The following is a 13478-nucleotide window of genomic DNA, read 5'->3' as shown; positions in this document are numbered from 1 at the left end:
CGCGGTCCTGAGCGGTTGCTGGGTGTTCTCAGAGGTCACTGCGGGGGTCCGACCCGGGTGGCGCCGGCGGTGGCCTCGGACAGGGCCTGGGCGAAAGCGAGGGTCTGACGGACGGTGTCCGGGCCGTCGCCCGCCTCGCTGACCCGCAGCGAGAGGTCGTCGGCGGTGGCCGAGCCGGTGTAGCCGTGGTCGGCCTCGCAGTTGGGGTCGCCGCAGGTGGCGGGCTCCATGTCGAGACGGGAGACGGCGCCCCAGCCGATGGTGAGGACGACCTCGCGGGGCAGGGTGCCCGGGGTGTAGGACTCGGGGTTGGCCACCACCCGGGAGAGCACGACGGAGGAGATCCGCTCCAGCTTCACGGACTCGGTGGAGGTGGTGGCGTAAGGGGAGGGCGAGGTGCCGTCCGCCGCTTGCTCATCGGTGTGGCTGACGAGGAAGCGGGTGCGGGTGAGTACAAGGACCGTGACGTGGCGACGGACCTCGTTGGAGTCGAATGTCGTCTCCTGATGCACGAGGTACGAGGCCACTGGCTCCCCACCCACCGCTGCCTCGACAGCCTCGGCTACGAGGGCCGGGTAGTAGCCGCTGCGCTCGATCGCCTCACGCAGCCCCTGCGTCGTCGTACCGGTCTTCGCCATAACTGCCATCCTAAGGGCCTCAGGGCGACGCAGCCCCGGCCCGCTCCCCCCTGTACGTCCACTGTCGCACCCTCAGTAGGCCGGGAGCCTGCGGGCTCCCAGGTCGGGGCGGTTCCCGGGGTCGGCGACGCGGACGGCGGCGCCCAACACGGTCACGCCGCGAGGGGCCACCACGACCGGGTCGAGCTCCACGGCGACCACCTGCGGATGATCGTCCATCAGCAGCGACACCCGCAGCAGCACCTCCTCCAGCGCAGCGGTGTCCGAGGGCTCGGCCCCCCGCCAGCCGAACAGCAGCGGTGCCGAGCGGATGGCGCGGACCAGCCCGGCGGCCTCCTTGTCGGTGACGGGCACCAGCCGGTGCGCCGAATCCCCCAGCAGCTCCGAGGGCGGGCCCGCCAGGCCGAAGGAGAGGACGGCGCCGATGGCCGGATCGAGCGTGCCCCGGATGACGGTGCCCACACCGCGCGGCGCCATCGCCTGCACGACCGGGCGCAGCTCCTCGGGCGCGCCGAGCGCTGCGGTCAGCTCCCCGTAGGCACGCCGCAGCCCCGCCTCGCCCGCGATGTCCAGCCGCACCCCGCCCAGGTCCGCGCGGTGCCGCAGGTGGGGGGCCGTGGTCTTGAGCGCGACGGGGAAGCCCAGGGTGCGGGCCGCCGCGACGGCCGCGTCGGCGTCCGGCGCGGGGAGTGCGGGCTGGACGGCGATGCCGTAGCTGTGCAGCAGCCCGGCGGCCTCCCCGTCGCTGAGGGCACGGCCGCCCCCGGGCGCGGCCGGGGTCGCGTCGGCCAGCAGTCGGGCGGCGGCGGACTCGTCGACGTCGAGGTCGGGCACCTTGCCCGGCTCGCCGGCCTCCGCCCGCCACCGGGAGTAGCGCACGGCCTCGGCGAGGGCGCGGGAAGCGCGCTCGGGCGTCGGGTAGGCGGGCAGGCCCCGCCTGGCCAGCGCCTTTTGCAGCCCCTCCATGGCCAGGTGGACGACCGCCACCGGTTTGCGCCGGGCGCCCTCGGTGGCGGCGACGTCCTCGACGGCTTCCCGCAGGGCGTCGGCGAGCGCTTCGATGTGGTGGTCGGGCGGACTGTCCGGTCCGGCCGCACCGGCGCTGCCCGCGAGTCCGGTGGGGACGGTGCCGCCCGAGGGCTCGGTGGGCACGGTGGGGATGACCGTGACCAGCACGGCGTCGGTGGCCGCGTCATCGAGCGCCGCACGCAGTGCCCGGCCGAAGTCGCCGGGCTGCGCCGCGCTGGGCAGCGCCACGACGGGGCGGGGGCGCAGCCCGTCGGTGAGGCAGGCGTCGTAGGTCAGCAGGCTCATCGCGTCGGTGTTGCCGAGGATGCCGACATGCGGACCTGCCGGTGGCGGTTGCTCGGCGAGGAGCACCCCGGTGTCCAGCAGTTCGGTGAAGGTGTCGACCATCAGGACGCCCGCCTGGCGCAACAGCGCGTAGACGGTGGCGTCCGGGGTGCGGGCTGCCGGGGCGGCGTGACCCGGTGGGGGTGCGCTGCCGCGCTGCCTGGCCCCCTTGACGACGACGACCGGCTTGCGGGCCGCGGTACGCCGGGCGAGCCGGGTGAACTTGCGCGGGTTGCCGATGGACTCCAGGTACATCAGTACGACATCGGTGGCCGTGTCCTCGTCCCAGTGCTGGAGGAGGTCGTTGCCGGAGACATCGGCGCGGTTGCCCGCCGAGACGAAGGAGGAGGGGCCGACGCCGCGCCGGTCGAGCCCGTCGAGCAGCGCGATGCCGATGGCGCCGGACTGGGTGAAGACGCCGATCCTGCCGCGCGCGGGCATCCGCAGCGAGGGGGTCGCGTTCAGTCGTACGTCCTCGCCCGTGTTGATCAGACCGAGGGCTCCGGGGCCGATCAGCCGCATGCCGTAGGAGCGGGCGAGCCGGACCAGCTCGCGCTGCTCGCCCCGGCCGACCCCCTCGGAGAGGACCACCAGCCCCTGCACGGCCGCCTCGCCGCAGTCGTCGACGACGGTGCGCAGCTGGTCGGCGGGGACGGCGAGGACGGCCAGGTCGACGTGCTCGGGGATCTCCCGCACCGAGCGGTGGCCGGGCACTCCGGCCAGGGTCGGGGAGGCCGCCGGGTCCAGCGCCGCGTTGACGGCGTGCAGCCGCCCGGCGAAGCCGCCGGTGCGCAGGCTGCCCAGCACGGCGCGGCCCGTGCCGCCGGGTGTGCGGCTGACGCCGACGACGGCGACGGAGCCGGGGGCCAGCAGGCGGGCGACGGAGCGGGCCTCGGCACGCTGCTCGCGGGCCCGCATGACGGCCAGGGAGCGTTCGGTGGGTTCCAGATCGAGGGTGAGGTGGACGGAACCGTCCTCGAAGCTGCGCTTCTGGGAGTATCCGGCATCCGTGAACACCTTGATCATCTTGGTGTTGGCCGGCAGCACCTCGGCCGCGAAGCGCCGGATGCCGCGCTCCCGGGCCACGGCACCGATGTGTTCGAGGAGCGCGGAGGCCACTCCCCTGCCCTGCTGGTCGTCACGGACCAGGAAGGCGACCTCGGCCTCGTCGGCGGGTGCGCCGGCGGGGCGGCCGAGGTGGTCGATGCGGTCGTAGCGGACGGTCGCGATGAACTCTCCGCCGATGGTCGCCGCGAGGCCGACCCGGTCGACGTAGTCATGGTGGGTGAAGCGGCGCACGTCGCGGTCGGACAGCCGGGGGTAGGGCGCGAAGAAGCGGTAGTACTTCGACTCGTCGGACACCTGCTCGTAGAAGCTGACCAGCCGCTCGGCGTCCTCGGGAGTGATCGGCCTGACCCGGGCCGTACCTCCGTCGCGCAGCACGATGTCGGCTTCCCAGTGGGCCGGATAGGCGCGCTCCTCGGGGCTCGGCATGGGGCCAGCGTACGGCGGAGGCAGGGCGCGTGCTGCCGCGTCCGGGATGCGTCGTATCGTCGCTGGCATGAGCGCCGCCGCTTCCTGGCCAGCACCCGCCGGCTCGTGGGGCACCTCGGCAATCGTGCAAAACTGGTCTAGACAAGCTTAGCGATCGAAGGGCAACACCATGGTTGAGCGCCGCGTCACCGTCGGCTGGGCCGAGGGGCTGCACGCCCGCCCCGCCTCCATCTTCGTCCGTGCCGCCTCGGCTGCCGGCGTCCCGGTCACCGTCCGCAAGGGTGAGGGCAACGCCGTCAACGCGGCTTCCATGCTCGGCGTGCTCGGCCTGGGCGCGGAGGGCGGCGAGGAGATCGTCCTCGCCTCCGAGGCGGACGGCGCCCAGGAGGCCCTCGACCGGCTGGCGAAGCTGGTCTCGGAGGGGCTGGAGGAGCTCCCGGAGACGGTCTGACGAACGCTGCGGCTTCGGCCGCCGCCGCGTCGACACGACGAGGGGGGCGTCGCACCTGACGTGCGGCGCCCCCCTCGTGCTCTCCGGTCGGGAGAACGCTCTCCGGTCGGGAGAACGCGAGGGGGCGAACGGACCGGCCGGTCCGTTCGCCCCCTCGCAGAAGTCCGCCACGGCGGCGGGCACCCACGACGACGAGAGTCCGACGGGAAACCCGACGGGCCGCGCCCCGACGCTCGGTCAGATCTTGACGCCGTGCTGGCGCAGATAGGCCAGCGGGTCGATGTCCGAGCCGTAGTCCGGAGAGGTCCGCGCCTCGAAGTGCAGATGCGGCCCCGAGGAGTTGCCGGTCGAGCCGGAGAGGCCGATCTGCTGACCCGCCTTGACCTGCTGGCCGACCGAGACGCCGATCGAGTTCAGGTGGCCGTACTGCGTGTACGTGCCGTCCTTGTGCTTGATCACGATGTTGTTGCCGTAGGCACCGCCGTTCCCGGCCTCCACGACCTCACCGGCGGCCACGGAGCGGACCGGGGTGTTCATGCCCGCGTGGAAGTCGATGCCGGTGTGGCTGCCGGACGACCACATGCCGCCGCCCTGCTTGTAGCCGGTGGAGACGTAGGACCCCTCGACGGGCGCCACATAGGCGTTGAGCTTCGCCCGCTCGGCCTCCCGCGCGGCCTTGAGCTTCGCGTCGCGCTCCTTCTCCGCCTTCTCGGCCGCCGCCTTGCGCCGGGCCTCGTCGGCCTTCCGCTTGGCTTCGGCCTTCGCCTTGGCGGCCTCCGCCTTGGCGTCGGCCTCGGCCTTGGCCTGCTCGGCCCGCAGCGCCTGCGTGTAGGCCTGCTCGTCCAGCGTCTCGGAGATCGGCCCGCCGACGACCTCACTCATCTTCGCGTCCTGCTGGACGGGGGTGTGCTTCTGCCCTTCGCTCGCGGCGAAGGCGGGGGAGGCGATGGACCCGACGACGCCGACAGTGGCGAGGCCGGCTATGCCCGCCGCTCCGCCTGCGGCCCTGCTGCGGGCCTTGCTCGGACGCCTGTGTTTGCCAGTGGCACGGGTGAACGCCATACGGAGGCGTACTCCTTTCCTTCCTTCTCGCCTACCGGGTTAGCTGACGGGTTCGGAGCAGGAAGGTCTCCTACGGACCGCCTCTTACGAGGCCGTCCGATTCACCCCAATGGGACCTGGGTCCCCGGTCCCCCTCGGCCTGTTCGCCTCGGGGATTCGGCGATCGCTGTCCGTCGGCCGCGGGTGCGGTCACTTCTGACGGACAGCGGCAACGACGCTAATCGGGGCCGACTCCAAGCGGCAAACAAAACCCTGGGTTTGTCACGTACGCCACACTCCAACTCATCAGCAACCGCTACAGAAGCGGACATTGAGAGGGGCCCGGAAGGAGTGATTCCTCCTCCCGGGCCCCACTTCTCACTGCCGTCGGCGCCCCACCCGCGGGGTCAGGATCCGGAGACCACCTTGACCTCGCCGATGCCCAACTCGCGTACCGGATCGGCGATCTGGGCGGCGTCCCCGACCAGCACCGTCACCAGCCGGTCCGCCGGCAACGCACTGACCACCGCAGCGGTGGCCTCCACCGTCCCCGTCTCGGCGAGTTGGGTGTAGAGCCGCGCCTGGTAGTCGTCCGGCAGATATTCCTCCACCTGGTCGGCCAGCGTCCCGGCGACCGCCGCGGCCGTCTCGTAGCGCAGCGGCGCCACCCCCACCAGGTTCCGGACCGCCACGTCCCGCTCCTCGTCGGTCAGCCCCTCGGCGGCCAGCTTGCGCAGCACCTGCCACAGGTCGGCCAGCGCGGGTCCTGTCACATCGGTGGCCACCGAACCGCTGATGGCCAGCATCGCGGCACCGCTGCCGTCCTCGGCGGAGCGCAGCACCTGCCCGAACGCCCGCACCCCGTAGGTGTAGCCCTTCTCCTCGCGCAGCACCCGGTCCAGCCGGGAGGTGAGGGTGCCGCCCAGGCAGTAGACGCCCAACAGCTGCGCGGGCCACACCCGGTCGTGCCGGTCGGGGCCGGTCCGGCCGATCAGCAGCTGCGTCTGCACCGCACCGGGCCGGTCGACGATGACCACCCGGCCCGCGTCGTCGGCGGAGATGGGCGGCATGGGGCGCACCGCCGCGGCAGCTCCCGTCCAACCGCCCAGGGTCTCGGCGAGCGCCGCGTCCAGATCGACGCCCTCCAGATCGCCGACCACCACGGCGGTGGCCGCCGCGGGGCGCACATGGGCCTCGTAGAAGGCGCGCACGACAGCCGCGTCGATGCGCCGCACCGTCTCCTCGGAGCCCTGCCGGGGCCGGGACATCCGCGACTCGGCGGGGAACAGCTCGCGGAAGAACTCCTTGGCGGCGCGACGCGCCGGGTTGGCCAGCTCGTGCGGGATCTCGTCCAGCCGGTTGGCGACGAGCCGTTCGACCTCGCCGTCCGGGAAGGCTGGAGCGCGCAACGCGTCGGCCAGCAGACCCAGCGCCTTGGGCAGCCGCGAGACGGGCACCTCCAGCGAGACGCGCACGCCGGGGTGGTCGGCGTTGGCGTCGAGCGTGGCGCCGCACCGCTCCAGCTCGGCGGCGAACTCCTCGGCCGTGTGCTTGTCCGTGCCCTCGCTCAGCGCGCGGGCCATGATGGTGGCGACACCGTCCAGCCCCTCCGGCTCCGCGTCCAGCGGCGCCCGCAGATTCACCTCGACGGCCACCACTTCCTGGCCCGGGCGGTGGCAGCGCAGCACCGTCAGCCCGTTGGGCAGCGTGGCGCGCTCGGGGGTGGGGAAGGCCCACGGCTTCGGAGTGCCGCTGGGCGGCTGGGGGTGGAACTCCATGCTCTTGCCTGCTGTCTCCGCGATGCCCGCGGGGCTCGTGCTCGCCGTTCCTGCGGGGTTCGTGCTCGCCGGTGTCTCGCTCACTGCCCGGCCTCCTCGTCGTCGTTCGCCGCGTTCGCCGGCTCGTCCTCGTGCGCGAGCGGTTCGTACACCAGCACGGCGCGGTTGTCGGAGCGCAGCCGCTGCGCCGCCACCTCCCGCACCTCCTCGCGGGTCACCTCCAGCACGCGGCTCACCGCCGTCAGCGCGAGCTGGGGGTCGCCGAAGAGCACCGCGTACCGGCACAGTTCGTCGGCGCGTCCACCGACCGTCGCCAGCCGGTCCAGCCACTCGCGCTCCAACTGCGCCTGGGCCCGTTCCATCTCCTCCTCGCTGGGGCCCTCCTCGGCGAAGCGGCGCAGCTCCTCGTCGACCGCCGCCTGGATGTCGGCGATCTCCGCGCCGCTGGACGCCTTGATGTCCAGCCAGCCCAGCGAGGGGGCGCCCGCCAGCCGGAGCATGCCGAAACCGGCCGCCACCGCGGAGCGGTCGTGCCGCACCAGCCGGGCGTAGAGGCGGGAGGACTCGCCGCCGCCCAGCGCGGTCAGCGCCAGGTCGGCCGCGTCCGCCCCGCGGGTGCCGTCGTGCGGCAGGCGGTAGCCGTTCATCAGCGCGCGGGAGGGCACGTCCTCCTCGACGACCTCGCGCTTCTCCTCGCCGATCAGGTCGGGCAGCGAGCCGTCGCGCGGCGGGCGCTTCCCGTCGTGGCCCGGGATGGAGCCGAAATACTTCTCGATCCAGGCAAGCGTCTGCTCCGGGTCGATGTCGCCGACGACGGACAGCACGGCGTTGTTGGGCGCGTAGTACGTACGGAAGAACTCCCGCGCGTCCTCCAGGGAGGCCGCGTCCAGGTCGGCCATGGAACCGATCGGGGTGTGGTGGTAGGGGTGGCCCTCGGGGAAGGCCATGGCCGTCATGCGCTCGAACGCGGTGCCGTAGGGCACGTTGTCGTAGCGCTGCCTGCGCTCGTTCTTGACCACGTCGCGCTGGTTCTCCATGGACTCCTCGTCCAGCGCGGCCAGCAGCGACCCCATCCGGTCCGCCTCCAGCCACAGGGCGAGTTCCAGCTCATGGGCCGGCATGGTCTCGAAATAGTTGGTGCGCTCGAAGCTGGTGGTGCCGTTCAGCGAGCCGCCGGCGCCCTGCACCAGCTCGAAGTGCCCGTTGCCCTTCACCTGCGCCGAGCCCTGGAACATCAGGTGCTCGAAGAGGTGAGCCAGGCCGGTGCGGCCCTTGGCCTCGTGACGGGAACCGACGTCGTACCAGAGGCAGACAGCGGCGACGGGGGTCAGATGGTCCTCGGAGAGCACCACCCGCAGGCCGTTGGCCAGCCGATGCTCCGTCGCTGTCAGCCCACCGGTGGCCGGCGGGGGCGTGGCCGTGTGACCCATGCGCGTGGAGTCCCTTCGCTCGCGGGGGTGTCCCGGCCGGGCGCCGGGAACTGCGGACCGCCTCGCACTCGTGCGACCGGCGGCCCTGTCACTGTATGCAACCACGCCGACAAGGTGCGAAGTTCCCGTACGGTCTACCGAGCGACCGCCCTGTCAGTGCGGCGGTCCACAATGGTCGATCGACAGCAACAAGAGCGACAGCGCGAAGAGCGACAGCACAAGAGCGACAGCACGAAGCAGCGAAGGAGCCGCAGCCGCGATGGCCCGCCGCAGTAAAAGCCGTACACCGGCACCGGAGCCGGGAGAGGACTTCGAGGAGCGCATCGTCGACATCGACGTCGTCGACGAGATGCAGGGCTCCTACCTGGAGTATGCGTATTCGGTCATCTACTCGCGCGCGCTCCCCGACGCCCGCGACGGGATGAAACCCGTGCAGCGCCGGATCCTGTACCAGATGCACGAGATGGGCCTGCGCCCCGACAGGTCGTATGTGAAGTGCGCCCGCGTGGTGGGCGAGGTGATGGGTAAGCTCCACCCGCACGGTGACTCCCCCATCTATGACGCCCTGGTGCGGATGGCACAGGACTTCTCGATGCGGCTGCCGCTCGTGGACGGCCACGGCAACTTCGGTTCGCTGGGCAACGACGACCCGCCCGCGGCGATGCGGTACACCGAGTGCCGGGCCGCGCCCGCCGCCGGGCTGATGGTCGAGTCGATCGACGAGGAGACGGTCGACTTCGGTGCCAACTACGACGGCAGCGAGGAAGAACCCGTCACGCTGCCGGCCGCCTACCCCAACCTTCTGGTGAACGGCGCCTCGGGGATCGCGGTCGGCATGGCCACGAACATGCCGCCGCACAACCTCACCGAGGTCATCGCGGCAGCCCGCCATCTGATCAAGCACCCGGGCGCCGACCTGGAGACCCTGATGGGCTTCATCCCGGGCCCCGACCTGCCCACCGGGGGCAAGATCGTCGGCCGGGAGGGCATCAAGGACGCCTACGTCTCCGGACGCGGCTCCTTCAAGATCCGTGCCACGGTCTCGATCGAACAGGTCACGGCCCGGCGCAAGGGCATCGTGGTCACCGAGCTGCCGTTCGCCGTCGGTCCCGAGAAGGTCATCTCCAAGATCAAGGACCTGGTCAACGCGAAGAAGCTGCAGGGCATCGCGGACGTCAAGGACCTGACCGACCGCGAGCACGGGCTGCGCCTGGTCATCGAGGTCAAGAACGGCTTCAACCCGGAAGCTGTCCTCTCCCAGCTGTACAAGCTGACGCCGATGGAGGAGTCCTTCGGCATCAACAACGTCGCGCTGGTGGACGGCCAGCCGCTCACGCTCGGCCTCAAGGAGCTGCTGGAGGTCTACGTCGACCACCGGTTCGACGTGGTGCGGCGGCGCAGCGAGTTCCGGCGCGGCAAGCGGCGCGACCGGCTGCACCTGGTGGAGGGCCTGCTGGTGGCGCTCGTCGACATCGACGAGGTCATCAGGATCATCCGGTCGAGTGAGAACGCCGCCGAGGCGAAGGCCTCGCTCATCTCCCGCTTCGGACTCAGCGAGATCCAGACCCAGTACATCCTCGACACCCCGCTGCGCCGGCTCACCAAGTTCGACCGGATCGAGCTGGAGGACGAGCGGGACCGGCTCAAGGACGAGATCGAGAAGCTGACCCGGATCCTGGAGTCGGACGCGGAGCTGCGCAAGCTCGTCTCCTCGGAACTGTCCGCCGTCGCCAAGAAGTACGGCACCCCGCGCCGCACCGAGCTGCTCGACTCCGCCGAGGTTACGGTGGCCGCCGTGCCGCTGGAGGTCGCCGACGACCCGTGCCGGGTGCTGCTCTCCTCCACGGGCCTGCTCGCCCGCACGGCCAACGGCGGCATGGAGTTCGGCGAGTCGGCCAAGCGCGTCAAACACGACGTGATCGTCTCCGCCGTGCCGGCCACCACCCGCGGCGAAGTGGGAGCCGTGACCTCGACGGGCCGTCTGCTGCGGTTGCAGGTGGTCGACCTTCCGCAACTGCCCGAGACGGCCACCTCGCCCAATCTGGCGGGCGGAGCACAGATCTCGGAGTTCCTCACCCTGGAGAACGACGAGACGCTGATCTGTCTGACCACGCTCGACGAGTCGTCACCGGGGCTGGCGATCGGCACCCAGCAGGGCGTCGTCAAGCGGGTGGTGCCCGACTATCCGGCCAACCGGGGCGAGTTGGAGGTGATCACCCTCAAGGACGGCGACCGCATCGTCGGCGGCGCCGAGCTGCGCACCGGCGAGGAGGACCTGGTCTTCATCACCGACGACGCACAGCTGCTGCGCTTCCAGGCGAGCCAGGTGCGTCCGCAGGGCCGTCCCGCGGGCGGAGTGGCGGGTATCAAGCTCGCCCAGGACGCGAAGGTGCTCTTCTTCGGCGCCGTCGACCCGGCCGCGGAGGCGGCCGTCTTCACGGCCGCCGGTTCGGAGGGCACACTGGACGACTCGCTGAGCACGGCCAAGTTCACCGCGTTCGACCAGTACCCGCGCAAGGGGCGTGCGACGGGCGGCGTGCGCTGCCAGCGCTTCCTCAAGGGCGAGGACCGGCTGCGGCTGGCCTGGGCGGGCGCCACCCCCGCACTGGCGGCGACCAGGACCGGCGCCCCCGCCGAGCTGCCCGAACCCGACCCGCGCAGGGACGGTTCGGGGCTGCCGCTGAAGAAGCAGATCGCCGCGGTGGCGGGCCCGGTGTAGTTGCCCGGGGCGGGCGGAGCCGAACCGAAGCCCGAAGGTGCCGGGGGCAGCGCGCCCCCAGCACTGTCCCCGCCGTCGCGTCGAGCGTCGCCGGGGGACGAGCGACGACAACGGGGCGGGCAACTACGACGGGAGGGGCTCGGCGGCCTCGTCGGCCGCCGCGACCAGCAGATCCGACTCGTCCTCCTGGTCGCTGTCGACGTAGCGGAGCACTCCCCACATCGCGCGCTCGTCCGGTCCCGGCCCCTCCGGGTCGACGGCGCACGCGCTGAGCCCGTCGTGCAGGGCGGCACCGTCCACGCCCGAGCCGATCATCACCAGCTCGGTACGCCGCTCCTTCGACCGGGAGGGCCGCTCCGGGGCGAAGCGGAGGAAGCCGCCCACGGCGTGCACCTCGTACACGTTGTCGGGGTCGGCCGCGCCGAAGTCCACATAGCCCTTGATCCGGTACAGCCCATCGGGCCTGGCGTCCAGGAAATCCAGGAAGCGGCGCGGGTCGAGCGGCCGGTCGGAGACGAACTCCACCGACTCGTAGGCGGCGTGCAGATGCGTGGCATGGCTGCCCTCGCCGCCGCACCCGTGCTCGCCCTCATCTCCCCCGGTCCCGTGGCCGTGCTCCTCGCCGTCGCCGTCGCCGTACAGCAGCGAGTCGAACGAGAGCTGTTCGACCGGCGGGCGCTCCCGCCGTACGCGGTCGAAGAGCAGCGCCGGGTCGACACGGCCGAAGGTGGCGGGGACGACGGGCGTACCGGGGCTGAGCCGTCGCAGTTCGGCGCGGAGCGCTTCACGGCGCTCGTCGGGCACCCGGTCGGCCTTGTTGAGGACGAGCAGATCGGCCGCACCGACATGGCGCTCCAACTCGGGATGGCCCGCGCGTACGGCCTCGAACTCCGCCGCATCGACGACCTCCACGAGACCGCCGTAGACGATGTGCGGACTCCCGCTGGCCAGCACCATCCGGATCAGCGTCTCCGGCTCTGCCACCCCGCTGGCCTCGATCACGATGACGTCCATTCCGGCCGCGGGGCGCGCGAGGACGTCGAGGACCTCGTCCATGTCGCTGGTGTCCACGGCGCAGCACAGGCAGCCGTCCCCGAGGGAGACCATGGAGTCCACCTGGCCGGAGACGGCCATGGCGTCGATCTCGATGCTGCCGAAGTCGTTGACGATCGCACCGATGCGGGTGCCTCGGGCGCGGCGCAGCAGATGGTTGAGGAGAGTGGTCTTCCCGGAGCCGAGGAACCCGGCCAGGACGACGACCGGGATCCGGCCGCCCACCGCTCCCCGTCGGCTGCCGGCCTCCGTACCGTCCACGTGTTCCCCTCCTGCCTCGCTCCGCTGTGCTGTGGCGGCTTCGCGGGGCAGGACCCCCGCTGCCGCGGAACGGCTGCTGATCGTACCGAACAGGACTTTCCCGTCGTCCCCTCAGGGCGACGGGAGGACGGCCGAACGAGAGGGCGACCGAGGCGACCGAGGGGTGCGCGGCGCGCGGTGGCGCAGCGGGCGCGGCAGGCCCGGCCAGGTTAGGCTCGCCTGTGTGAGCACGTGTGCGACGGCCTCCCGGGCCTTGGCCGAGCCCCTAGCGGGTACGGCTGCGACAGCCCGCACCTGGCTGCTGATCGAGCAGCCGGGCCCCTGGGGCAACAAGGCGCTGACCCAGAGCCATCTCGACCCGGAGCTCGGGCAGGCGCTCGACGCGGCGGCGAGCGCGCACGGCGGCCGGGTCGCACTGATCCGACGTCCCGGACGGCACGCCGACAACTCCAGTACTGCGCGGCACCGGATCTATCTCGCCCGCACGGTCCCCGGCGACTCGTGGGTCCGTACGGTCGCGCTGTCGGGCGACGATCTGGGGGAACTGCGGAAGCTGGACTTCGCGGCACTGGACGGCGGCTCCACCGGCGTGGGCGGCGCCACCGCCGGCGTGGGCGGCGCCACCACGGATACGGATGGTGTCCCTCCGCTCGGTCTCGGCTGGGAGCCGTACCGGGGGGATCCGCTCGCCCTGGTGTGCACCAACGGCAAGCGGGACCGCTGCTGCGCCCTGCTGGGCAGGCCACTGGCGGCCGAGCTGGAGGCCTCCGGCGGGGCGAACGTCTGGGAGATCACCCATATCGGTGGCCACCGCTTCGCACCGACGCTGCTGGTGCTGCCCTACGGCTACGCGTACGGACGGCTCGACGCGCCGGCGGTGAAGGGCGTGCTGGACGCCGTACGGGACGGTCATGTCCTGACGGACGGCTGCCGAGGCCGCTCCGCCTGGGACCGCCCGGGACAGGCGGCCGACCTGGCGGTACGTGAGCGTACGGGCGAGTCGAGCGCACACGCGCTGACTGTGACCTCCGTACGCGAGGAGCCGGCGAAGCCGCAGCAGCCGGACGCGGATCAGCGGCGGTGGCGGGTGACCCTCGCGCACATGGACGGGCGCCGCTGGCGCGTGCTCCTCGCCGAGTCGGCGGACGGGCCCGCTCTGCCCGCGAGCTGCGGCGCCACCCCGGCCGCCCCGGTGCGGATGGATGTCGTGCGGATCGAGGGACCCCCGGCGCGCCCGTAGCGCCCGTACCGCCTGCGGCC

At 72.2% G+C, this 13478-nt stretch carries 9 protein-coding genes and 1 riboswitch; of the genes, 3 read left to right on the top strand and 6 right to left on the bottom strand.

What is annotated here, in order from left to right; translation table 11 throughout:
- Nucleotides 1–35: 35 nt before the first annotated feature.
- Nucleotides 36–638, bottom strand: coding sequence for a DUF5998 family protein (locus JW613_RS23655; RefSeq protein WP_099884820.1), 603 nt, complete (start codon nucleotides 636–638; stop codon nucleotides 36–38).
- 72 nt (nucleotides 639–710) lie between these two features.
- On the bottom strand, nucleotides 711–3485 hold the full coding sequence (locus JW613_RS23650) for a bifunctional acetate--CoA ligase family protein/GNAT family N-acetyltransferase (protein ID WP_209212970.1): 2775 nt from the start codon (nucleotides 3483–3485) through the stop codon (nucleotides 711–713).
- Between the two features lie 169 nt (nucleotides 3486–3654).
- Between JW613_RS23650 and JW613_RS23645 the strand changes: the two genes are divergently transcribed.
- Nucleotides 3655–3936, top strand: coding sequence for an HPr family phosphocarrier protein (locus tag JW613_RS23645; protein WP_209212969.1), 282 nt, complete (start codon nucleotides 3655–3657; stop codon nucleotides 3934–3936).
- 237 nt (nucleotides 3937–4173) lie between these two features.
- Here JW613_RS23645 and JW613_RS23640 read toward each other — a convergent pair whose 3' ends face one another.
- The 3 genes from JW613_RS23640 to JW613_RS23630 form a co-directional block, all read right to left on the bottom strand.
- Nucleotides 4174–4998: a M23 family metallopeptidase gene (locus JW613_RS23640; protein ID WP_099884818.1), complete on the bottom strand. Its 825-nt coding sequence runs from the start codon at nucleotides 4996–4998 to the stop codon at nucleotides 4174–4176.
- Between the two features lie 14 nt (nucleotides 4999–5012).
- Nucleotides 5013–5170, bottom strand: a riboswitch (cyclic di-AMP (ydaO/yuaA leader).
- 214 nt (nucleotides 5171–5384) lie between these two features.
- The gene (locus JW613_RS23635) at nucleotides 5385–6755 is read right to left on the bottom strand and encodes a M16 family metallopeptidase (protein ID WP_209213063.1); all 1371 of its coding nucleotides are present in this window, start codon (nucleotides 6753–6755) and stop codon (nucleotides 5385–5387) included.
- An 80-nt stretch (nucleotides 6756–6835) separates the two neighbouring features.
- Nucleotides 6836–8185, bottom strand: a complete 1350-nt coding sequence (locus tag JW613_RS23630; protein WP_209212968.1) for a M16 family metallopeptidase — start codon at nucleotides 8183–8185, stop codon at nucleotides 6836–6838.
- A 259-nt stretch (nucleotides 8186–8444) separates the two neighbouring features.
- On the opposite strand from JW613_RS23630, the gene JW613_RS23625 reads away from it, so the two are divergent.
- A complete protein-coding gene (locus JW613_RS23625; protein WP_209212967.1) occupies nucleotides 8445–10904 on the top strand; it encodes a DNA gyrase/topoisomerase IV subunit A in 2460 nt (819 codons plus the stop codon).
- Between the two features lie 123 nt (nucleotides 10905–11027).
- Here JW613_RS23625 and JW613_RS23620 read toward each other — a convergent pair whose 3' ends face one another.
- Nucleotides 11028–12218 carry a CobW family GTP-binding protein gene (locus tag JW613_RS23620; protein WP_307866011.1) on the bottom strand — a complete coding sequence of 397 codons (1191 nt, stop codon included), beginning with the start codon at nucleotides 12216–12218 and terminating at the stop codon, nucleotides 11028–11030.
- Between the two features lie 223 nt (nucleotides 12219–12441).
- Here JW613_RS23620 and JW613_RS23615 point away from each other — a divergent pair, with 223 nt between their 5' ends.
- Complete coding sequence (locus JW613_RS23615) at nucleotides 12442–13458, top strand: ferredoxin family protein (protein ID WP_209212966.1); 1017 nt, start codon at nucleotides 12442–12444, stop codon at nucleotides 13456–13458.
- The last annotated feature ends 20 nt before the right edge of the window (nucleotides 13459–13478 follow it).

It is taken from the genome of Streptomyces smyrnaeus, from assembly GCF_017676345.1.
Taxonomy (GTDB): domain Bacteria; phylum Actinomycetota; class Actinomycetes; order Streptomycetales; family Streptomycetaceae; genus Streptomyces; species Streptomyces smyrnaeus.
The sequence above is the reverse complement of the archived record's forward strand: the minus strand, read 5'-3'. Positions and strand labels throughout refer to the sequence as shown.